At 58.0% G+C, this 25,094-nt stretch carries 25 protein-coding genes; 11 read left to right on the top strand and 14 right to left on the bottom strand.

Annotated features, from left to right (window positions below; translation table 11 throughout):
* Window positions 1-52 precede the first annotated feature (52 nt).
* From RO22_RS04795 to RO22_RS04765, 8 genes are all read right to left on the bottom strand, one after another.
* Entirely contained in the window at window positions 53-1,078 is a 1,026-nt protein-coding gene (locus tag RO22_RS04795; protein ID WP_041157740.1) for a FecR domain-containing protein, read from the bottom strand.
* The gene (locus tag RO22_RS04790) at window positions 1,079-1,633 is read right to left on the bottom strand and encodes a sigma-70 family RNA polymerase sigma factor (protein ID WP_041157739.1); all 555 of its coding nucleotides are present in this window, start codon (window positions 1,631-1,633) and stop codon (window positions 1,079-1,081) included. It lies immediately after the preceding gene.
* A 181-nt stretch (window positions 1,634-1,814) separates the two neighbouring features.
* Complete coding sequence (locus tag RO22_RS24630) at window positions 1,815-2,009, bottom strand: hypothetical protein (RefSeq protein ID WP_161575194.1); 195 nt, start codon at window positions 2,007-2,009, stop codon at window positions 1,815-1,817.
* Between the two features lie 260 nt (window positions 2,010-2,269).
* Entirely contained in the window at window positions 2,270-3,211 is a 942-nt protein-coding gene (locus RO22_RS04785) for a dihydrodipicolinate synthase family protein (protein WP_041157738.1), read from the bottom strand.
* The gene (locus RO22_RS04780) at window positions 3,208-4,206 is read right to left on the bottom strand and encodes a phosphoglycerate dehydrogenase (protein ID WP_041157737.1); all 999 of its coding nucleotides are present in this window, start codon (window positions 4,204-4,206) and stop codon (window positions 3,208-3,210) included. Before RO22_RS04780 ends, RO22_RS04785 begins: the two co-directional genes overlap by 4 nt.
* A 3-nt stretch (window positions 4,207-4,209) precedes the next feature.
* Window positions 4,210-5,487: a TRAP transporter large permease gene (locus tag RO22_RS04775; RefSeq protein WP_052475527.1), complete on the bottom strand. Its 1,278-nt coding sequence runs from the start codon at window positions 5,485-5,487 to the stop codon at window positions 4,210-4,212.
* A complete protein-coding gene (locus RO22_RS04770) occupies window positions 5,484-5,999 on the bottom strand; it encodes a TRAP transporter small permease (protein ID WP_041157736.1) in 516 nt (171 codons plus the stop codon). Before RO22_RS04770 ends, RO22_RS04775 begins: the two co-directional genes overlap by 4 nt.
* Window positions 6,000-6,044: 45 nt before the next feature.
* A complete protein-coding gene (locus RO22_RS04765; protein ID WP_041157735.1) occupies window positions 6,045-7,073 on the bottom strand; it encodes a TRAP transporter substrate-binding protein in 1,029 nt (342 codons plus the stop codon).
* Window positions 7,074-7,207: 134 nt separating this feature from the next.
* On the opposite strand from RO22_RS04765, the gene RO22_RS04760 reads away from it, so the two are divergent.
* Entirely contained in the window at window positions 7,208-7,903 is a 696-nt protein-coding gene (locus RO22_RS04760; protein WP_084625248.1) for a GntR family transcriptional regulator, read from the top strand.
* 340 nt (window positions 7,904-8,243) lie between these two features.
* On the opposite strand, the gene RO22_RS04755 is transcribed toward RO22_RS04760, so the two are convergent.
* Both RO22_RS04755 and RO22_RS24835 read right to left on the bottom strand, forming a co-directional pair.
* Window positions 8,244-9,275 carry a methyltransferase gene (locus tag RO22_RS04755; protein ID WP_041157734.1) on the bottom strand — a complete coding sequence of 344 codons (1,032 nt, stop codon included), beginning with the start codon at window positions 9,273-9,275 and terminating at the stop codon, window positions 8,244-8,246.
* Window positions 9,272-9,583, bottom strand: coding sequence for a hypothetical protein (locus RO22_RS24835; RefSeq protein WP_041157733.1), 312 nt, complete (start codon window positions 9,581-9,583; stop codon window positions 9,272-9,274). Before RO22_RS24835 ends, RO22_RS04755 begins: the two co-directional genes overlap by 4 nt.
* Window positions 9,584-9,656: 73 nt before the next feature.
* On the opposite strand from RO22_RS24835, the gene RO22_RS04745 reads away from it, so the two are divergent.
* The 3 genes from RO22_RS04745 to RO22_RS04735 all read left to right on the top strand — a co-directional run bounded on the left by RO22_RS04745 (window position 9,657) and on the right by RO22_RS04735 (window position 11,287).
* Window positions 9,657-10,586 (top strand): AraC family transcriptional regulator, encoded by a 930-nt coding sequence (locus RO22_RS04745; RefSeq protein ID WP_052475526.1) that lies wholly within the window; start codon window positions 9,657-9,659, stop codon window positions 10,584-10,586.
* Between the two features lie 116 nt (window positions 10,587-10,702).
* A complete protein-coding gene (locus RO22_RS04740; protein WP_041157732.1) occupies window positions 10,703-10,984 on the top strand; it encodes a type II toxin-antitoxin system RelE/ParE family toxin in 282 nt (93 codons plus the stop codon).
* Between the two features lie 27 nt (window positions 10,985-11,011).
* Window positions 11,012-11,287, top strand: a complete 276-nt coding sequence (locus tag RO22_RS04735; RefSeq protein WP_039860845.1) for a HigA family addiction module antitoxin — start codon at window positions 11,012-11,014, stop codon at window positions 11,285-11,287.
* A gap of 46 nt (window positions 11,288-11,333) precedes the next feature.
* Here the strand turns inward: RO22_RS04735 and RO22_RS04730 are convergent, their stop codons facing one another.
* Together RO22_RS04730 and fhuB are read right to left on the bottom strand one after the other, a co-directional pair.
* The gene (locus RO22_RS04730; RefSeq protein WP_041157731.1) at window positions 11,334-12,995 is read right to left on the bottom strand and encodes a multidrug ABC transporter permease/ATP-binding protein; all 1,662 of its coding nucleotides are present in this window, start codon (window positions 12,993-12,995) and stop codon (window positions 11,334-11,336) included.
* 52 nt (window positions 12,996-13,047) lie between these two features.
* Window positions 13,048-15,048, bottom strand: coding sequence for a Fe(3+)-hydroxamate ABC transporter permease FhuB (fhuB, locus tag RO22_RS04725; protein ID WP_041157730.1), 2,001 nt, complete (start codon window positions 15,046-15,048; stop codon window positions 13,048-13,050).
* 189 nt (window positions 15,049-15,237) lie between these two features.
* Between fhuB and RO22_RS04720 the strand changes: the two genes are divergently transcribed.
* Together RO22_RS04720 and RO22_RS04715 are read left to right on the top strand one after the other, a co-directional pair.
* Window positions 15,238-16,194 (top strand): siderophore-interacting protein, encoded by a 957-nt coding sequence (locus tag RO22_RS04720; protein ID WP_041157729.1) that lies wholly within the window; start codon window positions 15,238-15,240, stop codon window positions 16,192-16,194.
* Window positions 16,187-16,810, top strand: a complete 624-nt coding sequence (locus RO22_RS04715; RefSeq protein WP_041157728.1) for a cytochrome b — start codon at window positions 16,187-16,189, stop codon at window positions 16,808-16,810. Before RO22_RS04720 ends, RO22_RS04715 begins: the two co-directional genes overlap by 8 nt.
* Here the strand turns inward: RO22_RS04715 and RO22_RS04710 are convergent.
* The gene (locus RO22_RS04710) at window positions 16,796-18,442 is read right to left on the bottom strand and encodes a cyclic peptide export ABC transporter (protein WP_041157727.1); all 1,647 of its coding nucleotides are present in this window, start codon (window positions 18,440-18,442) and stop codon (window positions 16,796-16,798) included. The genes RO22_RS04715 and RO22_RS04710 overlap by 15 nt on opposite strands.
* A 211-nt stretch (window positions 18,443-18,653) precedes the next feature.
* Here RO22_RS04710 and RO22_RS04705 point away from each other — a divergent pair, with 211 nt between their 5' ends.
* The 3 genes from RO22_RS04705 to RO22_RS04695 all read left to right on the top strand — a co-directional run bounded on the left by RO22_RS04705 (window position 18,654) and on the right by RO22_RS04695 (window position 22,093).
* The gene (locus RO22_RS04705) at window positions 18,654-19,766 is read left to right on the top strand and encodes a GNAT family N-acetyltransferase (protein ID WP_041157726.1); all 1,113 of its coding nucleotides are present in this window, start codon (window positions 18,654-18,656) and stop codon (window positions 19,764-19,766) included.
* A gap of 23 nt (window positions 19,767-19,789) precedes the next feature.
* Window positions 19,790-21,082: a lysine N(6)-hydroxylase/L-ornithine N(5)-oxygenase family protein gene (locus RO22_RS04700; protein ID WP_041157725.1), complete on the top strand. Its 1,293-nt coding sequence runs from the start codon at window positions 19,790-19,792 to the stop codon at window positions 21,080-21,082.
* Window positions 21,083-21,256: 174 nt separating this feature from the next.
* On the top strand, window positions 21,257-22,093 hold the full coding sequence (locus RO22_RS04695; RefSeq protein ID WP_041157724.1) for a formyltransferase family protein: 837 nt from the start codon (window positions 21,257-21,259) through the stop codon (window positions 22,091-22,093).
* Window positions 22,094-22,397: 304 nt separating this feature from the next.
* On the opposite strand, the gene RO22_RS24830 is transcribed toward RO22_RS04695, so the two are convergent.
* A complete protein-coding gene (locus tag RO22_RS24830; RefSeq protein ID WP_200890221.1) occupies window positions 22,398-22,565 on the bottom strand; it encodes a hypothetical protein in 168 nt (55 codons plus the stop codon).
* 166 nt (window positions 22,566-22,731) lie between these two features.
* Between RO22_RS24830 and RO22_RS04690 the strand changes: the two genes are divergently transcribed.
* Together RO22_RS04690 and RO22_RS04685 are read left to right on the top strand one after the other, a co-directional pair.
* On the top strand, window positions 22,732-24,027 hold the full coding sequence (locus RO22_RS04690; RefSeq protein WP_041157723.1) for a lysine N(6)-hydroxylase/L-ornithine N(5)-oxygenase family protein: 1,296 nt from the start codon (window positions 22,732-22,734) through the stop codon (window positions 24,025-24,027).
* A gap of 65 nt (window positions 24,028-24,092) precedes the next feature.
* On the top strand, window positions 24,093-25,025 hold the full coding sequence (locus RO22_RS04685; RefSeq protein WP_041157722.1) for an alpha/beta hydrolase: 933 nt from the start codon (window positions 24,093-24,095) through the stop codon (window positions 25,023-25,025).
* The last annotated feature ends 69 nt before the right edge of the window (window positions 25,026-25,094 follow it).

Below are 25,094 nucleotides of genomic sequence, written 5' to 3'. Positions count from 1 at the left end.
GAATCGAACCAGCGCGAAAAAGGGGAACCAGAAAAACCAATTTTTGCTCTTTTTATTCCTCGCTGGAGCTTGCTTCGCCTGCCTCTATTTTGATCCACCAGGGCATTACCCGGCGCACCTTCACCGGCAGCGTGGTCTCTACCATGTTCAGGGTGCGCTCTAGGTCATCGAGCGGGAAAGCGCCGAGCAGGGTGAGATCCGCCACCGCCGGGTCGACCTCAAGGCGGCCACGATGATGACGGCTAAGCGCCGCGGCGAAGGTTTTAAGCGACATGCTCTCGGCCAGCAGAATCCCGTTGGCCCAGGCTTCCCGACGGCCTTCGGCGGGGGTGAGTTCCCCGATGCGGTCAGCGGCGAAGTGGGCCTGCTGCCCCGCATTAACCACCTGTCGCTGGCTCGCATGCTGAGCATCGCCCAGGGTCTGGATGGCCACGGCACCGTCAAACACCGCCAGCAGTTCGCCTGATGGCTGCTCACCCACGCTAAAACGCGTGCCCAAGGGCGTTAGTCGCGCACTGCGGGTATCCAGGTAAAATGGTCTTTCGGTGTCTTTGCCGGTCTCTATCAGTATCTCGCCGGTCACCAGCGCCAAACGGCGCTGCTCTTGGTCGTAATCGACATTCAGCGCCGAGGCGCTGCTCAGCCAGACCTGAGTGCCATCCTCCAGCACGATGTGAGTGATTTCGCCGGTGGCGGTGTGATAATCAGCGCCCCACTGCTGTACTAGTCGTGGCAGTGGTGTGCTTTGCCAGAGCGCTGCGGTGAGTACAGAGACCAGCGCAAGGCTTGCCAGCCCACCCAAAAGGTGACGACGCCCCCGCCGTCGCTGGCGCGCCAGGCTAATCACGCTGTCAGCGGTTTGGCGTTCATCTTCGTCTAGATGCTCGGTGAAGCGGCGGCTTACGCCCTCCACCTGCTGCCAAGCCCAACGATGGGTGTCGTTGGCATCCCGCCATGCTTGCCAGCGTTGACGCTCGGTAGCCGACAGCTCCCCCGCTTGCCACTCAGCAAACCACTCAGCGGCCTCCGCCAACGCACGGCGTTTGGCGGCTTCCTCGGAGCTGGCGGCAGAGGCCATTTAGAGACTCGCCTCGAAGCCCGCTTTGATCAACGCGCACTGCAGCATGGCCTGAGCCATATATTTTTTGACCATGCGTTCGGAAACCCCCAGCTCCTCAGCAATCTGCCGATAGGGTTTGCCGTGCAGTTGGGAGGCCAAAAAGGCGCTAGCGACTTTCTCGGGCAACCGCGCCAGCATGCGGTCGATTTCGCACAGTGTTTCGATGACAATTTGCTGGTGTTCGGCAGAGGGCAAATGCGCCTCGGCGCTGGCCGCCAGGGCTTGCTGCCAGGCGCGCTCGATATCCTGCCGGCGCCAATGATCCACGCATAGCCCTTTGGCCATACGGCTGAGATAGGCTCTGGCACCTTCGAAACTATCCAGGTGGCGGGGCGTTTTCATCAATCGCACAAACGCATCCTGCGCCAGATCCGCCGCCGACTCACTGCACCCCAACCGCTGGCTGAGCAACTGCTGCAACCAAGGCTGATGGTGGTGATACAGCTCACCGAGGGAGTCTCGACAGCCGGTATGGTAAGCCGCAGGCTCGGCTGATCGGGGTGCCGCCGCCATATAAAAAGTGCCCCACTTCTACGAAAATGATTCTTATTCTTTTTCAAATACTCAGGCGTGTCAACGACTGTGCGCGTATCTCGACGCTGCATTTGACATAACGGCTATCAATAAAATAATGCAAATCAATCTCATTTATATGGCTATGGTGCCCTATGAACGCGGAACGCTCCCAACTGTATTACACATGCGTTTTCTGCACGTTTCCTTCCAGGCGATCCAGAACTCGGTCGCCACCTCGCCGAGGAGAGAGGACACGCCCTGCTGGCTGGATGCTCAGACGCTGTGCATGCTGCTCGGTGAGTGACAGCGCTGCCGCCAAGAGGCGGCGCCCTTCAAAGAGGTCAACCAGCCGTCGGACACCGCGATCTACCACTGTTGCCTACTTATGGCACAGTGCCCCGCCGCCCTCAATCGCCAGCTCTGTCAGCACCATCTCTCGGCGATCATGGCGCCGCTGAAGGAAGCCACCGCGCAACTTTCTATTTCTAGTAGCGCACAGCGAACCTACGCCGCCTCATCTCCTCGTGCGCGGCTGACTGGAATGGTAAAGACGCGATAGCGCTGTCTAGAGCCACTTGCTCCTCGGCCCTATGTGACGCCAGAGCTGGTTGGCAGACCCACGGGCCCAACGTTTCAGGCTGTCGCCATCAGCTCGCGAATCCGGGCACGATAGTGCTCGGTGCCCTGCAGCAGGCGGTCGATGACCGGCTCGACACCCCAGAACCGCTCGCGGATATCGAAGTCGATGACTCGCGAATGATCGCTATTCAGCGTCCCGATCCGTTGATGATAGCGTTTGGCCAGTTTGGGATAGCCCATCGGCTCGGTTTGCGCCGCCAGTACCAGGAAGGTAGCCAGCTCTTCGGCGAATGCCGGTTGCCGGTCGCCGTGGTCCGCCAACCAGCGGTAGAGATCGGGGTGGATGTTGTTGAATACCCCACAGAAGCCGGAAGCGCCGGCGCACAGGGCGGGCCAGGCAATTGCCGCGTTGGCATTATTGATGCCTAGTGGAGTGTCCTCGACCAGTGCGATGCGACGGGTGACCGTTTCCAGGTCGCAGGAGACGTCCTTGAGCAGCACGAACCTGCCGGTATCGGCACAGTAGCGCAGCTCGTCATCGCTGAGCAGGCGACGAAACGGCGCCGGGCATTCGTAGAGGCCCAGCGGCATCTCAGTCGGCAGGGCCACGAGCAGCGCATCCAGATGGTGGCGAAAGATCTCGGCCGAGTCGTCTTGCGTGGCCAGACGATTGGTCACCAGCACGATGCCATCGATACCGGTATCCACCAGTGCCGTGAGTTCGTGCCGCTGCGCGTCCAGCGAGTCAGAGACGTGACCGGAGGCGACCACCGGCACGCGGCCCTTTACACGCTCGGCGGTGAAGGTGGCCAGCGCGACACGCTCCTCAAGACTCAGGTACTGCATCTCCGAAGACTGACAGACCGCGAACAGCGCCTGGGCGCCATTGGCCAGGTACCACTCAATCAGCGCCTCATAGCCGTTCCAGTCGATTTCCCCGCGTTCGTTGAAGGGGGTCAACATGACCGGGATAATACCATTGATTGCACGCGTCATCGGGCAGCCGCCTCCAGCGTCTCGGGGTTGATGACATAGGGTGTGAGTGCGCTGACGTCGCCGCCCAGCCAGGCCAGGACGTTGTCGACGCAACGCCGGGTGACGCGCGCCTCGGCCATGCTGTCCATGCCCGATACGTGGGGGCTGAGGATGACGTTATCGAAGCGCCGGAGCGGGCTGGTCTCGGGCAGCGGCTCGACCTCGAAGACATCGAGTCCGGCGCCACCCAGATGGCCGCTCTCCAGCGCCTCGACGAGCGCCACTTCGTCTATCAGCGGCCCGCGTGAGGTGTTGATCACGATCGCACCGCGCTTCATGCCGGCAAACGCCCGGCGGTCCAGCAGGTGGCGGGTCGCCGGGGTCGATGGCGCATGCACCGACACTAGGTCAGCCTGCGACAATAGCGTCTCGAACGACACCTTGGTCACTCCTGCGGCCTCGGCCTGGGCATCGCTCAACGCCGGGTCACACACCAGTACCTGCATCCCCTGGCCGAGCAGGCGGCGCGCCATCGCGCCACCGATCCGGCCCAGGCCGACCAGCCCGGCGACACGCCCCCAAAGACCGGGATGGAAGCCGTCGAAGCACCACTCCCCGGCTTTGACCTGAGCGTCTCGCCGACCGATACCGCAGGCCAGCACCAGGGCCATGGCGTGCGCATACTCGGCCACGCTCTCGTGATTTTCACCGAAGGCCATGGCCACGGGTATGCCAGCTCGCGTCGCTGCTGCCACGTCTACCTTGTCGTAGCCCACTCCCCAGCGGGCAATGATCTTCAGGTCGCGGGCCGCGGCCAGTACCTCGGCAGTATAGGGCTCCCCACCGGCGATCGTCGCCACGACGTCTTGCGACAGCATCTGCCGCAGCTCCGTCGCATCCGGCAGGCGTCCGGTCTCGTTGACCTCGACTCGGTAGCCCGCCTCGCGCAGCGGATCAAACAGCGGACTGGCCTGGGTGAATTGCTCGGTCAGCACGAGCACCTTGTTTACGGTCATGACTCACTCAATCAGGTTGGGAAGGAAGGTAACCAGGTCGGGCCACAGAATCAGCAGCGAGATCGCCAGGATCTGCGCGGCCAAAAACGGCAGGATGGCGATGAACATGCGGCCGATACGTATCTCGCCGATCTGCGCCGCCACGAACAGGCAGATGCCTACCGGTGGTGTCATCAGACTAAGCGTACCCGAGAGCAGAAACACCATGGCGAACTGCATTTCTTCGATACCCAGAGCACGGGCGATGGGCAGCAGGATCGGCGCCAGCAGCAGTACCTGCACACCCGGCTCCAGAAAAAAACCGGCGATCAGCAACACCGCCAGCACGAAGAACAGAAAGATTGTCGGGTCGCCAGCGAACAGCACCGTCATCTCGCGCACGCCACTGATCGCTCCTGTCACCGTCAGCACGTAGGAGAGCACTGAGGCCCCCGCGATGATCAGATAGAGATTGGAGGTGGTACGGATCGCACTCTTCAGCGCCTCGATCACGCTCGGCCCAGAAAGCGTGCGCAACACGAAACGCCCCAGCACCAACGCGTAGACGCAAGCGATCCCCCCAGCCTCGGTGGCGGTGAAGGCCCCCGAGAGCGTTCCCCAGACGATGAACACCGGTATCGAGAACACCAGCAGGCTCTCGAGTACGAGCCGCCCGCCCGGCTTGCGCACGGCCGCGATCTCGCCCTTCGGCAAGCCCTTGCGGAGCCCGGTGAGAAATACCACCACGGCACAGGCGAGACCCAGCAGCAGCCCAGGCACGATGCCGGCGACGAAGAGCTTGATGATCGAGACCTGCGCCACCGAGGCGTAGACGATCATGATCACCGAGGGCGGAATGATCGGCCCGATCATTGAACTGGCCACAGTGACCGCCGCAGAGAACTCGCGGGTGTAACCCTGCTTCGGCATACCGATGATGAAGATCTTGCCCAGCGCAGCGGTATCGGCGATCGCCGTGCCAGAAATCCCGGCGAAGAACATCGAGGCCAGAATATTGGCGTAAGCCGCACCGCCCTTGACCCAGCGCGTCATCTTGGCAGCGAAGGTAATCAGCGTTTCGGTGATCCCGCCGCGGTTCATGAGTTCACCGGCGAAAATATAGAACGGCGCCGCCAGCAGCGCGAAGTTGTCCAGGGAGCTGAAGAAACGGGTCGGGATGAGCACCATCGGGAAGCCTGCGAGCCAGGCCGAGGCGGCACCGGTTAGCCCCAGCGCGATGGCGATCGGCGCCCCGACGAGTACCAAGGCGAAGAAGCTGGCGAATACAGCAGCGGGACTCACGTGTCGACCTCCAGAGATACACGCTGGGGCGGATCAATCCAGGCAGCGATGACCTGGATCGCGATCAGCAGATAGCCCACCACCACAGCGGCATAGGGAATCCACATCGGTAGGCGCATCGAAGGCGACACCTGTCCGGTATTCAGCAGGAAAGGTAACCCGAACCCCACTACCACGGCAGACAGCGCGAGTGTGGCGAGCAGTGACACCAGCGCCGCTGCTTCCCGCAGCATCCGCCAGGGCACCAGATCGATCAGATCAATCGCCATCTGCTCGCCGCGGCTGAAGATGCTACCGGCAGCTAGATAGACCGCCCAAACAATGGCGTAGCGCATGGCTTCCTCACTCCAGCCGAACGGCTCGCCAAGCAGATAGCGGGCCGCCACGGCCAGAAAATTGATTGCGATGATGAGCGCGAGTATTAGCGCAGCCAGATTCTCGCATGCAGTTGACAGCCGTCGGCTCGCGGAGATGAAGGCCTGGCAGCCGCGCCAGTTGGCGATAGACTTCATGAGTTCCCTTTGCGGCACGTTAGGTAGGTGGTCATCAAGCAAGCCTTATCGACTCTCGCCCCTGGTGTAGATCTCTTCCTCAATGTCGCGCACGCTGGCCACGAACGAATCGACATAGTCGGCACCGAGATTTTCCGACAGAAAGTCCAGCACCGGCTGCTGGGTCACTTCACGGAACTGGGCCTTCTCTTCGGGAGAGTTAATATGCACGTCGACCCCCATGTCACGGATCTTCTGGGTATCCTCAAGGTAGCCCACCCCCTTCTCAGCCAACATGATGGCTTCATAGAGCTGCACGCCGTCGATCACCGCAGCCCGGGCCTGGTCGCTCAGACCGTCGAGAAAATCGGGATTGGCATAGACGAATACGGCCGAGAAGATGTGTTCGTCCATCGACATGTACTCAATCACATCGGCCCAGCCGCCGTTGATGATCGTCGATGGCGGGTTTTCCCCACCGTCCACGACCCCCTGACGAATCGCCATGGCGCTCTCGGGGAAAGGAATCGGGGTCGGCGCGGCATCCAGGCTCTTCATCAGCGCCATCATCACTGGGCTCTCCATCGAGCGCAGCTTGAGCCCCTCCACGTCGGCGGGCATCTTGAGCGGGCGAACGTTGTTGACGAAGTTACGGAATCCGTCGGCGGCAAACCCCACGATGCGCAGCCCGGCTGTATCCTCCACGTCACGGACGAAGTCCTTCATGACCGCCGTCTCGTTCATGAAGGTGAGCGCCACCCGAGTCGAAGGAAAAAGATAGGGGATTGAGAACGCCTGTACCTTGGGGTAGAAGGGGGCGAGCGCGCCATCAGTGGTGGCCGTCATCTGGAAGATATTGTTGCGAACACTTTCCAATATCTCGCGGTCTCCGCCGACACCGCCGTGCAACAACTGAACCTCGACTTCGCCGTTGGAGTGAAAATCGACGTATTGCTTGAACGCCTGCATGGCGTGGGTTTCCGGGTTATCAGACTCGGGTAACGTAGTAGCGAAACGTAAGGTTTCCGCGCTGGCTGAGCTGGCGAAAACCATGCCCATCGCCGTGAGAATGACACCGCCAAGGATCTTGTTCATGGGTACTTCTCCTACACGTTACGTGGCCTATCGACTGTATCCATCCTATGACGACTAGGTGTAACATGTCAGATAGATGTTAGACAACTAGACTAAGGTGGGAGCCTTATCATCAACCGGGAAGACGCAGTACCATGACGGATCAGGAAAGCAAGGCCACTGACACACCGCAAGAGAAGCCATCACACTCGATGAGCCGCACGGCATACGAGCGCATAGAGACGCTGTTGAATTGCGGCACACTGCACCCGGGCCAGGTAGTGTCCCAGCGGGAACTGGTGGACATGACTGGCGCGACGCTGGGCTCGATCCGCATCGCCATCCCGCGGCTGGAAGCGGAGGGGCTGCTACAAACGCTGCCCAAACGAGGTTTGATGGTACCAAGTCTCGATGTGGCTTTCGTCCGCGACGCCTATCAACTCCGTCACATGATCGAAGTGGGCGCGATCGAATACGCCACGACATCGCTGCAGCCCAGCCAGATCGCTGCCTGGATCGAACGCCACGAGACGCTGCTAGACTCACTCGTGCAAGGCCACCACCGGGAGGTCAGCGACGAGCTACAAACCCTGGATTGGGCGATGCACGAAAGCATCGTGGCGGCGATGGGCAATAAGCTGATCGACAACACCTATCGCGTGACCTCGATCAAGACACGCATGGTCGTGCAATCGCGATTGCAAATCACATCGGGCAACGCACGTCGGGTGCTGGAGGAGCATCTGGCCTTTCTGCGCCCGTTGGCGAACAGAGACATCGATAGCGCGCGAGCCGCGCTGAGCCGGCACATAAGCAACTCGCTGGATCTGGCGCTGAGCGCAAGAAACTAAGTCGCGCTCCCGTGACATTCACAGCTGCCTCTATTCGTGAAAAGCCCAAGCCCTGCGCCGTACAGGGCTTAAACCTTGAGCGCCGGTTGCATTCAGAAATGCTTTGTCGACTATTGGACGGGTGATTTTCAGTTCATACGGAACCATGCGCAAATCCACGAGAGGTGTGGTAGCCTCCGCCCCCGAGGCGGCAACGTTCCACAGGAAGTGACACCACCAATTTGAGTATCGCGGGCAGACCTGCTAGCTGTAGCAAGAAGCCAATGTGTGTGCCGCTCACGCAGTGCCAGGGCGAAGTGGAGCCAGCTGAACGCCAGTTACTTAGCCATCAGAGAGCGGTTCATTTTACCCTTCTGCGTGCCACCAGGGCCGTGGCGGGCGCTATGGGAAGCGCAATCTGGCACTCCTCGCACACCTCAAAATCCTGCGCCAGCAGTGCCTGACGCAGCTCACCGGCCTGGGTCACCCGTCGCCCCTGCCACAGCAGCGGCAGGTAGTAGGACAGCATGCGGCGGGCCGCCTCGGGTTCTTCAGGAATTTCAGCGTGCACGCAGATCAACTCACCGCCGGGTTTCAGCGCGGCATGCAGTTTGGTCAGGCCAGCCGAGAGATCCGGCACGAAGTGCAGCACCGAGGAGCACCAGATCAGGTCGTATCCGGTGCCCAGGGCGCCCCTGACCAAGTCCCCGCCCCGCGCCTCGAGGCGTGATGCCAGACCAGCCTGGGCGATATGTTGCGCGGCGACATCGGCAGCTTCGGGTAATTCAAAGACCACACCGCTCATCTGCGGAAACGCCTTAGCCAGGGCTACGGCGACTAGCCCTGGGCCACCGCCCAGATCCAGCAACCGCCAGGCTGCGTCAGGCGCCATCCGTTGTGCCACCACTTCACAGGCTGAAGGCGCTGTCACCGCCATCTGCTCACGTGCCAGATGGCTACGTGCCGCCGCGGCCCAGCGCTCACCGCTGGCTAGCGGCACCGACTTCCCCTGTTCATGCAAACCATCGGTCAGCCCTGCGCCAAAGTCTCGCAGCGAGGCGAGTCGAAAGCACCAAGCCTCTCCACAGTATAACGGCGAAGAAGATGCCAGGTAGCGCTGTGCAACGTCAGTGCAGATATAGCGCCACTCACCTGGGGCATCTCGATGTCGGTCGATGAGGCGCATGCTCCACAGCAGGGTTAGCCAGTGTTCGACGCTCACTCGACGCCACCCTCTGGCGTTGGCCAAAGCTGCCGCCGAGTGAGGTTGCTGAAGCGTTTCGAAGAGCCCCTCTTCCAGCGCCAATTGCAGTGCTTCGCCCTGCACGGAGGCCAGCGCTAGATCCCAATAGGGTTGCAGTGCATGGGGGAGGAAGTCGTCGGCATGGTTCATAACGATACCCCCAAGCGCAGGCCAATCTCCCAGAGCGGGCTGTACTCCCGCACGCTGCCATTGAGCAGGACGACAGCGGCATTGGTGACCAGTACGCTGCCGGGTAGCCAGCGTAGACTCAGGCGCTGGCGGTCATCCGCTTCGTTCTCATGCGCTAGGCTCGACAGCACCTCCTCTTCGGCCTGGGCTACCTTATTAGCCGCCACGTTTACCACCGGCGGCCCTTCCCCTTGAGCGATGCTGCCCACGCTGCATCCCCCCAGCAGAAGCACCACCACTGCATTTCTTTTCAACCCCTTGCTCTGCATCGCCCACCCCCTTAGCGCTGTTTCTAGCTCCCCGACTAGCGTGGGAACATTCAAGTGAGTAGGCTAGCTATAAATGATAGCAATTATCATACTCATTCATATGCAAACCGATTCACTTCTTATGCGTAGCGACGCTTCACCTCCCATTAGCGACTCTCTGCAAGGTTCTCAATGCTGCGTGCTGGATGATGGCCTCTCGGTAGTGTTAACCCGCTACCGTGCTAAACAAGCGCTCGTCGAAGAGAGCCGCACACCCCATACGGGCGCAGGCGTGATTGTGACCTTTGGTCTACAAGGCCACTCTGATTACCGAGAGCGCTGGGGGCCGCGCATCGATTTCGGTCACGGTCACACCACGGTAACCACCTTTAACCACAGCCAGGGGGAGCGCCATATACCGGAAGGGGAAACAGTGCTTCAGTTACGCCTTGTCGCCAGTACTGGCTGGCTAACGCGCTACCTGGGCGAGCGATATCAAGCAGCACTCCCTGCCTCTGGGGGTATTCGACCGCTGGCTTTTCAGCCTACGTCGCCGGTCAGCCGGGCACATCTGCAGGCGCTCCAGGTATGCCTCCAAACAGGCAGCGCTCGGCTCCAGCAACACATTCACGCCTTGAGCTTATTGGGGGAACAACTTGAGATGCTGCTGCCGGAACCCTGCCCTACACAGACTATCGCCAGCGCAGACGCCGAGCGCATCGTTCAGACCCGTGAGATCCTTCTCAACGAACTGGATCGCCCCTTGCCCCTGGCCTATCTAGGAGCACGAGTGGGGCTAGGAGAGCAGAAGCTTAAGCAGGGATTTCGTCGCATGTTTGGCACGACGCCTCAGCACTTTCTTCATCAACAGCGCATGCGCCACGCCCATACGCTGCTGGAGAGCGGTCAACAGGTCGCTCAGGCCGCCTACGCCACGGGCTATCGGCACCCAAGTAACTTTAGCTTAGCCTTCACACGCTTCTTCGGTTATGCCCCTAAAGCCATCAAACAGCGCAAAAGTTGATAACAAGTATTGCGAGTACTGATGCAGCTGTCCGAGCGAGTTCCGGCGGAATTGCACACTGTCGCGCGACACACTACAATAAATAAAAGCCAGTTAGGCATAAGCCGGTACGATGGATGATTAAAAGCATCAAGCATAAGGGACTAAAACTGCTTTTTGAAAAAGGCAGCACCAAGGGCGTTCGTGCCGATCATGTCGACCGTCTCCGTGATCGTCTGACCGTACTGGACGCAGCCACAAGTCTCGACGATATAGCGGCTGGCAACTGGGGCCTTCACCCTCTAACTGGAAAACTGGACGGCCAGTATGCCATCAAGGTGTCGGGTAACTGGCGACTGTTCTTCGAGTTCCGAGACGGTAATGTTTACCTGCTGGACTATTTACCTTCTGAACCATGACGATTATCACTGATGGGAGAAGAAACAATGGCGATGTATAACCCCTCACATCCGGGTCGCATTATCCGGCAACGTCTGATTGAGGATGAAGACGGCCACAAGATTGGCAGCGTGGCATCGGTCGCTGAACAACTCGGCTGCCACCGTAACACCCTGAACCGGGTAATTAACGGCAGCGCCTCCGTCACACCTGAAATGGCATTGGCTCTAGAAAAATTGCATGCCGGAAGTGCCGAATTCTGGCTATCCATGCAAACCAATTATGACCTATTTCAGCTTCGCCATAACCAGGGCGCAGCTTAGCTAAGCGATATCACTCACTATAACTAATTATTCTAAGCGACTCACATCAATGACTACCCACCCGGGCCACCGCATCGCGGCTGGCGGCTTCTCGCTGTTCGCCGGTGAGCTCTACCAACTGCCCCTGTCGCATTTCCAGCAGCCGGTCGGCCTGGTCGAAGTAGTGGTCATCGTGGCTGATCACCACCAGCGTCTTGCCCAGCGCTCGCAACTGCGGCAAGAGCTCACGGTAAAAGACCCGGCGGAACTGGGGGTCTTGGTCGGCGGCCCACTCGTCTAGCAGCAATAGGTCGCGCTGTTCAGCGACCGCTAATAGCATCGCCAAGCGCTTGCGCTGGCCCTGGGAGAGGTTGACGTTGGTGATGCGATCGCCGTCGAAGTCGAGCTTGCTATGCATGCCCAGCGCGGCAAGCCACTCCTCCACCAGCGCCGGGTCGGGTGGCTCGCCCGCTGGGCCCATCAAACGATCAAACAGGTGCAGATCGGTGTAAATGGCCGAGAAGTGCTGGCGATAGCGTGTCCAGTCTTCCTCCTGCAGCGGCCTGCCATCGACCCGTACGCAGCCACTTTGGGGCTGGTAGAGCCCAGTCAGCAGCCTCGCCAAGGTCGATTTTCCGCTGCCGTTACCGCCGATCAGAAACACTACCTCGCCACGCATCAAGGTCAGGTCGATAGGGCCGATGGCAAAACCCGCCCGAGACTCCTCATCCGGGTAGCGATAGCTAACCTGCTCCAGGGTTAGCTCTTGCCAGTCGTGGCGCAGCGCAGAGTGGCCGAATGCCTCGCGATGCTCGGCCAGGTCTAAGCTGCTGATTTTTTCGAACGCCACTCGGGCGTTAATCAGCGTCGGAAAAGCGCCAATGGCCTGCATCAACGGCGCACGCAAAAACAGCAGCGTGAGTGAAAAAGTAGTGGCTACCTGCACCGATGCCCAACCCAGGCCGTTGGCCAAAAAGAACGCGACGCCGATGGCGCCCAGCATCATGATGTTGAACCAGTTCACTGCGCTGAGATGATAGGTATCACCAAGAATAAAATGACGCCGACAATCCTGTGCGTTAGGCGTATAGACATCGCGATACAGCCATTCGGCGCGGTCACGGTTGAGCGCCAACTCTTTGCGCCCCTCGATCACCGACTGGTAATCCGCGTAGAGACGATCCTGTATGTCGCGCAGTTTGGCCATATGCCCATAGACCCGAGCTACCAGACGTATGCCAATTAAAATAGTCACGATCACCCAGAGCGCGGTGACACCCAGCATGGCAGGCGAAAGCCACGCCAAGTAGAGCGTAGCGCCTATCGTCAGCACCCCGCCCTGCACCAGCTCCGGCAAGCGTATAAAAGCAACGGTCACTGAACTCACATCGGTGGAGAGGCTCGCCAGCAAACGCGCACTGCCAATCTGCTCGGTGCGTTCGATATCGGTATCCAGAATTCGCTTGATCAACTGCCCCCGCAGCCGGTAAACGAAATGGTGACCCAGCGTGGTCAGCGCTAACTGTGATGCCAGGGTAATGACCAGCAGCAGCGCGATCAGCCCCAGGAATTCGGGCAGGATACGCCAGGGGTCGGTAAAGGTGCCCAGCAGCCGTTGATTGATAAAGGCGATGACACCAATGCCCAAGCCAGCGCTTGTCAGGCTAAGCAGTACCACGGCCACAAACGGCCAGCGATAATCACGCCATACAATCCTCAACAGCTCCATGACCACAACTCCCCGGCATTCTGTTTTCTTTAACAGCTAAAAGCGTTGGTGATTACAAACGCCGCAGCCCCCACATAAAGTAGGCACCGCCAATCAGTGAAGCGACCAAGCCCGCCGGAATTTCATAGGGGAAAATAATCTGGCGCCCCACCCAGTCCGCCAGCACCATCAATAGCATGCCGATCAACGCAGCACCCAGCAGGTGCTGCCCTGCACGGGAGAAGCCGACCAAGCGCGCCATGTGCGGTGCTAACAAACCAATAAACGAAAGCGGCCCCACCACCAGAGTGGCACAGGCGGTTAACAGCGCCACCAGTAGCAGCAACGCCAAACGAGCACGATTGAGCGTTACCCCAAGCGCCTTGGCCGTCGGCGCGCCTAAGGGCAAGATATCCAACCAGCGGGTGAAGGGCAGCGTGATCAGCGCCAATACAGCGGCAATCCCCCCGACCACCACCGCATTGGTGATATCCACGTAATAGGTAGAGCCCGCCAGCCAAGCGATCACCTGCTGGCCACGAGGGTCGCCGCCTGCCAGCATTACGCTGCGCACCGCATCAAACAGCGCACTGACCGCCACCCCGGTAAGCAGCAAGCGCTCGGGGAGATAACCGCTCTTGCGGTTGATACCCACCAACACCAGCAGCGTCGCGAAAGCACCCAGGGTACCCACGCCAATCAGCATCATATTGGTGGGCGCAGGCAGCAGGAAAATCCCCAAAATCAGCGCAATGGCACAGCCACCACTGATACCCAGTACTTCGGGGCTGGCCATGGGGTTGGCGGAAAGGCGCTGGAGAATAGTCCCGGCAATCGCCAGCATTAACCCGCTGGCGGCTGCCGCCATCACCCGGGGCATGCGCCACTGCATGACATTCCAGTTATTGGGCGCCAGCCAGTACCAGCCATCTACACCCTGGCCAAACAGTAAGCCGAGAACCGTTGCCCCCAGTAACGCGAGGATTAAACCAGTGGCTAAACGTGAAGGCGCTGGGTGACGACGGGCGAAAACCCCCGCCCCTTTCGGCGGCTGGTCGCCCTGCAGTTTCAGGCGCAGAATCAGCCACATTAACAGCGGTGCCCCCAGGGCACCGGTAATCGCCCCGGTAGGAATAAAAGCTGCCACCATGCCACCGAACTGCTGCAGCAGCAGATCCGTGGTAGCCAGCAGCACGGCCCCTAATAGCGTCGACCAGATTAGCCGCGGCCCTAAGCGGCGCGCACCGGCCATGCGCACGATATTGGGTGCTGCCAAGCCGATAAAACCGATGATGCCCACCACGCTGACAATGCTGCCGGTGATGAATACCGCCAGCCCCATCCCCGCAAAGCGCAGATAGGTCAGCGAGACTCCCAAGCTCTTGGCGCTGGCGTCGTCCAGTTCCAGCACCGCCAAGGGCCGCAGCAAAAACCACGCGGCCACGCAGCTAATCGCCAGCCGAGGCCAGAGGATTGCAACGCCGTCCCAACCGTTTTGCGCCAGCGAGCCCGCGCCCCAAATCAGTAGCCCGGAGAGCGCCTCGTGGTTGAACAGCAGTAGCGCGGTGGAGAGTGCCCCCAGGTACAGATTGACCACCAGGCCCGCCAGCACCACCACGATCGGCGCCAGCCCGCGCCGCCAGGAGAGCAGAAACACTAATCCAACCGCTAGCGCGCCACCCAATAAGGCGACCCATTCGCGCCCGGCGACAAGCAGCCCCGGCGCCAGCAAGGTGGCGGTCATCAACGCCAGGTTAGCGCCCGATGCCACCCCTAGGGTGGTGGGTGAGGCCAAGGGATTGCGCAGCACCTGCTGCATAAGCACGCCTGCCAACCCCAAGCCGCCCCCGGCTAGCAGCGCGATCGAAAGGCGCGGCCACCAAGCGTAGTAAAGCAGTAGCTCGTCAACATTCTCAAAAGAGGGGGCCACTAATGCCTGCAGGCCCAGCGCGAAACCGCCTTGGCCCTCTAGGCCCACCCAAAACAGCACCACCATGGGCAGGCTAAGCAATAGGCAGGCTTTAGCGGGCGACATCCCCCCCATTCGCTGGGCAAATTGCGCGGCGCCTAACATAGCGAGCACCCTTTTGTGATAACCGGACAGTTCGCCAAAAGAGACGTGATAGGCAGCAGCGTCATTTTCTTAGCCTTACTATTTATGCAAACGAGTTTATGGAAATTAGCGATTGAATAACTAACAACGATTCTAAATGATAATAATTAGCACTACAATTGACTCCTTATATATAAAGGAGACATCAACATGGCAGCCAAACCGAGCTACCAGCTTTTCGATATCACCCTCGACCGGCGCACCCAAGTCAGCGCCTCATTAGTCAGGTTCACCTTTACTGGCCCAGAGGTCAGCCAAATGGCGACCTACGCACCGGATCAGCGCGTCAAGCTATTCTTTCCCGAAGGCGGTGGCAGTCTCGACCCGCTGTTTGAAATTGCCAAGCTGGAAGAACACGACTGGTACGGTGCCTACCGCGCGCTGCCGGATGCCCAAAGGCCCTCAGCGCGCACCTACACTATTCGCGCCCTCCGCCCGGAGCAGGCTGAGGTGGACGTTGAATTTGTACTCCACGGCGACAATGGCCCCGCGTCGCGCTGGGCAATGCACGCCCGCCCGGGTGACCGGCTAGCCATGACAGCCCCCGACGCTAACGCGGAAGGCCCAAAGTTGGGCTACGAGTGGAAGCCGCCCCAAGGCGTACGCCGTATTCTGATCATCGCCGATGAAACCGCCCTCCCCGCTGCCGCCGGTATTCTGGAAACCCTTGATGACCTACCGCTCAAACCCAAGGTCGAAGCGCTATTCGAAGTGCCTCGTGGCGACGACATTCAGCCTCTGCCCCAAGCCGCCAAGCTGCGCTGGCTGGCCCGCGACGCTGAGCCCGCCTGCCAACATGGTGAGCTACTAATGAGAGCGCTACGTGATATCGATTTACATAGGGAAATTCAAGCGCTAGGCGGCACGCCTGCTAACACCACTATCAGCACCACTACCAGCGCCACGACCAACGAAGAAAGCGACGATGAGGATGGCCCACTCTGGGAACCCGCCACCCTGGATGACAGTGCGCCCTTCTACGCATGGATCGCCGCTGAAACCAAGGTCGCCATGAAACTGCGCCGCTACTTAGTCAACGAGTGCGGGCTACCCAAGCAGTACGTTACCAGCATGGGCTACTGGCGACAGGGCAAGGCCAATGGTTAAAGGAACGGCAAACAACACGGCGTTAAACAGTAGCCACACAAGCGATCCAGCTCAAACGACTATTGGCTGGCGAGACAGCCCCAACTGCTATGGGCGGATCAGCCGTACACTTCACTGGTTGACCGCCGTGCTGGTCACGCTGCAATTTACCGTGTTGCTGGCCTGGAGAGGAATGGGCGAAAACGCTATCACGCTGTTCTTGGCGAGCATCGGGCCTCACGGCTCATTAGGATTTATGATTCTGATCGTGACGCTGGCTCGCCTTGGCTGGGCATGGATAAATCGCAAACAACGCCCGCCCCACACGCCAGGGCTAGGTGGGCGCTTGACGCGCTTTGTCCATATCACCTTTTATGGGCTACTAATGTGGTTGCCCGCTTTCGCTATTTTGCGCCAGTACGGCCGCGGCGGGGCGCTACGCTTTTATGGCATGGAGCTGCTGCCCGAAGCGGAACGCGAGATCACCTGGATGGTCGCCCCCGCCGAGCTCCTTCACGGCCCGCTCTCGTGGCTGCTATGTGGATTAGTCATCGGCCACATCATGATGGCGCTGACTCACCGCTTCTGGCTTAAAGACCGAGTACTGGCGCGTATGGTGGGGTCAAGTGGCCGATGAGGGTTCCGCTAGCGGCTCTTCGGCAGTCTCAGACTCAGCAGTCAACAGCTTGCCACTCTCTAGCCGCACCAATCGATCTGCGAGGTGGAAATAGCGGTCATCGTGGGTGATGACCAGCACCGCTTTGCCCATGCGTTTTAGCTCGGGCAACACCTCGCAGTAAAACACCTCTTTGAATAACGGATCCTGATCCGCCGCCCACTCGTCAAACACCAAGAAGGGCCGATCCTCAAGGTAGGCAACCACCAGAGCCAGACGCTTACGCTGGCCCTGGGAGAGTGCTTGGGTGGTGAACGCACCGTTTTCAACCCGCACCTTGTGCTGCAGGTGCAACTTGGCCAGCAGGCGGTTGCCTTCCTCGTCCAGACCATCACGCGGTGCCTCTAACAGGCGTTCAAAGAGATGGAAGTCCGAGAACACCACCGAGAAGAGCTGCCGGTAGGCATCCCAGCCATCCGCTTCGACCCGCTCGCCATTGAGCAATACCTCGCCACCTTCCGGCGGGTAAAGCCCCACCACTACTTTGGCCAGCGTGGTCTTACCGCTACCGTTGCCCCCCACCAGAAACACCACTTCCCCCGGCGTAAAGCTCAGATTAATCGGCCCCAACTCAAAGAAGTCATCGCTCTGCTCGTGGTAGTACTGATGGGTGACGTCGCGCAACTCAAGACGCTGCAAAGCAGGCACCTGAGGTGACGCTTGCCTCTCCTGCCCCTGGGGCATCTCTCGTGTGATGTCATCAATTCGGCTAGCGGCTACCCGCGCCATATTGATCCGCGGAATATTGATCAGCAATCCTTCAAGGGGGGTCACCATAAACACAAACACCAGGGCAAATCCGGTCATTACCTGGGTTTGATTAGGCCCATCGCCCGCCAACACAAACAATACCAGACCGATAAAGGCGTACATCAGGAACTGCCCCCAACTGGTCGAGATCACGAACAGCGACATGCCATAGGTGCGCAGCCGCCGCACGCCTTCAACCGACTCCCCCAGTATCTGATCCATAAAGACCCGGCTCTTGCGCTGGTGTAGGCGTAGCTCTTTTGCCCCATCGGTCAGCGCGCGGAAATGCCCAAACAAGCGATCCTGCTCTGACGAGGCATCCTGGAGGTAATGAATAGCGCGTAAGTGCACCAGGTGGTAACCGACAGCACCCAGCCCAATCACCCCCAGAGCAAACAAAAACACCTTCCATGAAAGCATTGCCAGATAGCCCAAGCACCCCACCACGATGACCGTATTGGTCAAAATCACCGGCAAGCTAACAAACAGCACCGCCACGTTGTTGCTGTGCTCGGTGAGTGCCGACTGGATCCGTGCACTGCCCACACGCTCGAACCGAGCAAAGGGGGTCTCGGCCACGCACTGGGCGACAAAACTGCGTAACTCGGCCAAAGCACGCTGCCCCAACCGCTCAAACAGCGCCGTCGACACCATCCGACAGACCATTAGGGCCACGGCGATACCCGCGAAAGCCCAGGCCGCACTGGCTCGGCTGGCGGAGTCGCTGGTTAACGCCGCATTAATTTGGGCAATCAGCAGCACGCTGAAAAGCCCCGAGAGAATACTGGCCAGCGCAGCGGCGGTCATCAACCCGCGGGTTCGACGAATCAGATAGGAAAGCACATTCACCTCATTGGAAAGCGATTGGAAAAAAGCTATTGGAAAGCGGCATCTACCCATAAGACGAACCAGCGCCACAAAAAGTTAGCCATCTTTTATGTAAACATGCCTCATTCTCATTCGTCTTTAGGTAGAGAAGTCAGTACGCCGCCCTTCGGTGGGGTGATTTTTTATTGCTGTTTTTTTGATTCGTTTTTTCGATAGGAGCTTAGCGGTGTCCAGTTCTGTCCAGGCACAACCACAGGTACACATACCCTCTGAAAGCCACACGGAGGCCTCGCTGCTCTCACGCCCTGAGGGGTGCACCTATCAAGTTACCTATGAGGTAACCACGCAGACACTTTATGTGGAAGGACATCAAGAGCGTCTTGAATGGTTGGTTGTAGACGATAACAGCACCTTGATGCTGCAGTGGTCACAGCGTTCAGCACCTCCTCTCCCGGCGTTACTGGCTGCTATCGAAGGGGCTTTCGCCTTTCACCCAGGGGCTGTAGCGCTTCGTTTACAGCTCCCCACGGTTTTACACCCCACTCTGTGCGCCAACGGAATCGCAGTTAAAGATTCCCATGGCAAACTCTGGGCCTATGCGGAGTTATTTTGGCAGTTGCCCACGCTTTGGCTCACCGCCCCTTCCATCTCCCCCTACCCGCAGCAGCCAATCTTGGAGAATGGAAAACGCCATCCACGCCGCCCGCCGCGCCCCAGTGGCACGGTGTATCAGCGCCATATTGCCTGGCTGAATGCCACCCTGAGTTTCCGAGTGCTTGACCTGGAGCTTGATCTTGAACGCTTCAACCGCTGGATGAACGACCCGGTTGTCGCCCACTTCTGGGAAGAGCAGGGCGATCTGCAACAGCACCGCGAACGGCTGGAGAGTACGTTGCAAAATCCCAGTGTGGTACCGCTGATTGGTTGTATCGACGGCGAGTCCTTCGGCTATTTCGAAACCTACTGGGCAAAAGAGGATCGCATTGGCGCTTATTACGATGCCAGTGACTTTGACCGTGGCTGGCACGTGCTTATCGGCGAAGCTGCTTTTCGCGGGCGGCCCTATGTCGCTGCCTGGATGCCCTCCATCTCGCACTACCTGTTTCTGGATGACTGCCGCACCCAACGCTTGGTGATTGAGCCCCGCGTAGATAACGCCAAGATGCTGCACAACCTTGCCCAGTGCGGTTATGCCCATGTTAAGGCGTTCGATTTCCCCCATAAGCGGGCCATGCTGGGCATGCAGCTACGCGAACACTTTTTTAACGAGCGCAGTTGGGTTCCGCTGCCTCCGCACCCTGGGTCAGCGCCACGACCCGACCCACGCTTCACCCTATAGACACGTCAGCCACGAGGACTCTTATGCATATTCATGACTTGATCGGCATCGGCTTCGGCCCTTCCAATATTGCCCTGGCCATTGCGCTTGATGAGCAACGCCAGGCAGGGCAAGCGCGGGATGCCCTCTTTATTGAACGCCAGCCCTGCTTTGCCTGGCACCCGCATATGCTGCTGGAAAATGCCCATATGCAGATCTCTTTTCTCAAAGATCTGGTCACGCCACGTAACCCGGGAAGCCGTTTCAGCTTTCTCAATTACCTCCACAGCAAAGGCCGCCTGCAAGACTTTATCAATCTGCAGACCTTTTTCCCCAGCCGCCACGAGTTCAATGACTACTTAAGCTGGACTGCCAGCCACTTTGAACACCAGTGCGCCTATGGAGAAGACGTATTTGAAGTACTGCCCGAAACGGACAACGACGAGGTCGCTTACCTCCGCGTGCGTTCACGCGATGAGAGCGGCGCGGTACAGGAAAGGCTCACCCGTTCACTGGTGATCAGCGTGGGCGGTGCGCCCAATGTGCCTGAATGCTTCGCTGGGCTAAAAGACGACTCGCGGGTATTCCACTCCAGCCACTACCTCAGAGAGCTGGCAAAGCAAGATGCCCCCAAACGCATCGCCGTGATCGGTGCGGGCCAGAGCGCCGCAGAGATATTCCTGGATCTGCACGGCCGCGAAGGCATTCAGGTGGATCTTATTAGCCGGGCATGGGCCTTTAAACCCTCGGACGATAGCCCTTTCGTCAATGAGATATTCAACCCCGAATACACCGACTACGTATTCAACAACCCCACCGGCCAGCGGGAAGCGCTGCTACAGGAGTACAAAAGCACCAACTACTCAGCCCCAGACTTGGCGCTGATTCAGGAGATTTACGATGTGTTCTATCAGCAAAAAGTAACCGGCCTGGCCCGCCACCGCTTCCGCCGCCGCCATGAGGTTATTGGCAGCGAAGCAGGCCCTGGAGGCGTTGAGCTACTTGTGCGCGATTTGGAGAGCGGCCATACAGAGTCCACTCGCTACGACGCAGTGGTATTAGCCACCGGCTATGTACGCGACACCCATAAACGGCTGCTGGCCCCCGTTGCGGACTACCTGCCTGATTTTGCCGTCAACCGCCACTATCAGCTCTACACCAAGCCTGAGTTCAAACCGGCTATTTTCCTGCAAGGCAGCTGCGAGCCCACCCATGGTTTAAGCGACACCCTGCTGTCGATTTTGGCGGCAAGGACAAGTGAGATTTGTGATGCACTAGATCAGACCACTGCCTTATATGCCCCTTCTCCCTGTAAGCAGGAGGTTACTATATCCTAGTTTTCATCAACTCACTTCCATAAATCATACCAGTGGTCAGGCCACTTCTTGGCCACTGGGCGTCGCAACTAGATGCTGTTCTTGAATACCGTTTCGGTTGAAGCACAGGCACTAAGTCAGCATGACTGATGAGCCTTAAAACTAACATCTACTATTCGAAAACATGGATAAAACATGTCTAAACTCAAACTAGCTTATATCCTGTCACTGAGAAATGCTGCAGCCGATAAAGCGGGGCAACACATTGAGTATAAGGGGGAGAAACAGTACATGATGGCCCCTCTTGAGTATCTGGTGACATCTCTCAACGAGACTCCGCTAGGTGATGCCTACTCTCTGGAGACTGTGATTTATGATGACGATGAAGGCTCAATAAAAGACCAAGAGAAGCTCAAAGACTATGGTTTCTGTCGTCAACTAGGAAAGCCATGGATCTTGCCACAAGAGTTCTTTGTGAAGGGATGCCACATTGATGATCTTTTCTGCTCTATACCATCCACTTACCGACGCTTACCAACCGACTCGCCCGATAGACTCCCTGCGAAATCGACTTTTGAAAAAAGCTTGCTAGAAAAGTTAGTGGCAGTCGGAGCAGACGTCGTCGTCCTTGACGGACTATTAGTCATTCTAGACGAGCTAATCCGCCCTCAGAGTCCTTTTTATCGCAAGATCGTCAATATCCATCCGGGACTTACGCGCCAAGACTCCCCATATCAAAGACGGGGTGCCTCTGCAACACTTGATGCACTGTACGGGGCTCAAGGAAAAAAGGTTATCAACTGGCAGACAATGGAGACCGAAAGCGTTCCTACTATCAACAAGACTGGCGCCTCACTCCATTATGTCGACAGTGGAATTGATTCTGGCGAAGTCATCTACGACCTATTGGAAACTCATATCGAACCAGGTGACTCCATCATTGAATTACGGTGGAGAAACTTTAATAAAAGCCTATTTCCCGCACTTCATAAAGGATTGGAATCTCTGAAAAACGACATCACCACTTCCTAATCATACTGAATCTATAGAATGGAGGTAGAATCTCATGCCCATTGGGCATTAGGAGCGGCTGTGAGCAGACAGTACCAAAATGAGAAGAAAGGGTATTTCTATGCAAAAGTTATGTGTCTCCAACAGCCTGAGACCAATGCCTCCGTTTTATATCCTTACCGCGAATATGGTCTGGTGAGCGCCGATTGGATCCGCGCGCAGCCAACACGCTCAAACTAAGCAAAAGGGGCAATGGCCACACACTGGGCAACAAAACTGCGCAACTCAGCTAGGGCACGCTGCCCGAGCCGCCCAAACAGCACTGTTAAACCAAGGCAACCCCTGCGAAAGCCCAAGCAGCGTAGGCACAACGGACGGCATCACTGTTTAACGCTCTATTAATTAGTAACACGCTGAAAAGCCCCGAGAGAATACTGGCCAGCGCAGCGGCGGCCATCAGCTCGCGGGTTCGACGAATCAAATAGAGAAGCACATTCACTTCATTGAAAATCGACGCCTACCTGTAAAGACGAACTGCTCGCGTAAAAGTTAAACAACATCTATGTAAAAAAACCTCATTCTCATTCGTCATTAAGCAAGGAAGCCAGTACGCCGCCTTTGGTGTTTTATTAATTGACACATCAGCCACTAGGACTCTTATGCATATTCACGATTTGATCGGCATCGGCTTTGGCCCCTCCAATATTGCCCTGGCCATAGCTCTCGACGAACAGCGCCAGGCAGGGCAAGCGAAGGATGCCTTGTTTATTGAGCGCCAGCCCTGCTTTGCTTGGCACCCGCATATGCTGCTAGAAAATGCCCATATGCAGATTTCCTTCCTCAAAGACCTGGTCACGCCGCGTAACCCGGGAAGCCGTTACAGCTTCCTCAATTACCTTCACAGCAAAGGCCGCTTACAAGACTTTATCAATCTGCAGACCTTCTTCCCCAGCCGTCACGAGTTCAATGACTACCTAAGCTGGACCGCCAGCCACTTTGAACACCAGTGCACCTATGGAGAGGATGTGTTTGAAGTGCTGCCCGAAACTGATAACGACGAGGTAGCCTACCTCCGCGTTCGTTCACGGGATGAGAGTGGCGCGGTGCAGGAAAGGCTCACCCGTTCATTGGTAATTAGCGTGGGTGGTGCGCCCAATGTGCCTGAATGCTTCGCCGGCCTAAAAGACAACCCACGGGTCTTCCACTCCAGCCACTACCTCCGGGAGTTGGCGAAGCAAGACGCCCCCAAACGCATCGCCGTGATCGGTGCGGGCCAGAGCGCCGCTGAGATATTCCTTGATCTACACGGCCGTGAAGGCATTCAGGTGGATCTTATTAGCCGGGCATGGGCCTTTAAACCCTCCGACGATAGCCCCTTCGTCAACGAGATTTTCAACCCCGAATACACCGACTACGTGTTCAACAACCCCACCGGCCAGCGGGAAGCACTGCTGCAGGAGTACAAAAGCACCAACTACTCAGCCCCTGACTTGGCGTTGATTCAGGAGATTTACGACGTGTTCTATCAGCAAAAAGTGACCGGCCAGGCCCGCCACCGCTTCCGTCGCCGCCATGAGGTTATCGGCAGTGAAGCAGGCCCTGAAGGCGTTGAGCTAAACGTGCGTGATTTGGAGACTGGCCATACGGATATCACCCGCTACGACGCAGTAGTGTTAGCCACCGGCTATGTACGCGACACCCATAAACAGCTACTGGCCCCCGTCGCGGACTACCTGCCTGAGTTTGCTGTCAATCGCCACTATCAGCTCTACACCAAGCCTGCGTTCAAACCGGCTATTTTCCTGCAAGGCAGCTGCGAGCCCACCCATGGTTTAAGCGACACCCTGCTGTCGATTTTGGCAGCACGGACAAGTGAGATCTGTGAAGTGCTTAATGAGGCACTGCCAACATCCTATTCAGGAGTATCAACTCCCTCACTAGTAGGTGCGGACTAACCAAGCACTATTAACGCATGGCCGCTCTCTCAGAGCGGCCCCTAATACCGAGATTCACGACCATCATGTCCCTACATCCTGATATCGCCGCTTTCTTAGACCTAGTCGCCGATAGTGGCAGCCCGCCTTTCCACTCTCTCTCACCACAACAGGCACGCACTGCTTACGAGGCATCATCGCAGATGCTTGATGAACCAGTATCGCACAATGCCGAAACGCTGAGCATTAAGTGCCGAGATGGTCACCAACTTGAGCTACGTCGCTATCAAGGTAAGGAAGCTATCTCGCCCACCCTTCTCTATTTCCATGGCGGCGGCTACTTATTAGGCAGCCTGGATTCGCACGATACGCTTTGTCAAAGCATTGCTCAGATGGCAGGTTATACAGTCCTCGCCGTCGACTATCGTTTGGCCCCGGAGCATAAATTCCCAACAGCCTTTCACGATGCTGAAGATGCCTATTGCTGGTTGCTAGAACATGGAGAAGGGATAGGTATCAATACCTCATGCATCGCTGTTGGTGGCGACAGCGTAGGGGGCACTCTGGCCACTGCGCTCTGCATGTCAGCACGCGATAATGACTGGGCCCCGCCGCGCTGCCAAATCCTTCTCTACCCCTGCACCAGCGCCTGGCAGGACAGCGAGTCTCATCGCCGATACGCACAAGGCTACCTGCTGGAAGCAGACACCCTGCAGTGGATGTTTAGCCACTATCTAAATAGCAGTGAGGAACGCCACGACTGGCGCTTCGCGCCGTTGGAGGCTGCGGAGCTCAAAAACCTACCGCCTGCGTTTATCGCCCTGGCCGAACATGATCCTCTAGTCGACGAAGGCATCTCCTACGTGAACCGCTTACAGGAAGCGAACGTGGATACCCAACTGACCATATACCCCGGCATGGTGCACGACTTCGCACGCCTGGGCAGCATCACGCCCGATGCCACCGGTCAGGTACGCGCAGATATTGCTAAGGCGCTACAGCACCATCTTGTTAACTAGCCAACTCGTAGGTCTGGCTGCCGCCCCATAGGTCATACATGTAGCGGCACTTACTACATGTACCGTTTT

It is taken from the genome of Halomonas sp. KHS3, from assembly GCF_000830495.1.
Classification (GTDB): Bacteria; Pseudomonadota; Gammaproteobacteria; order Pseudomonadales; family Halomonadaceae; genus Vreelandella; species Vreelandella titanicae.
This window is presented reverse-complemented; position numbering and strand designations above follow the sequence as displayed.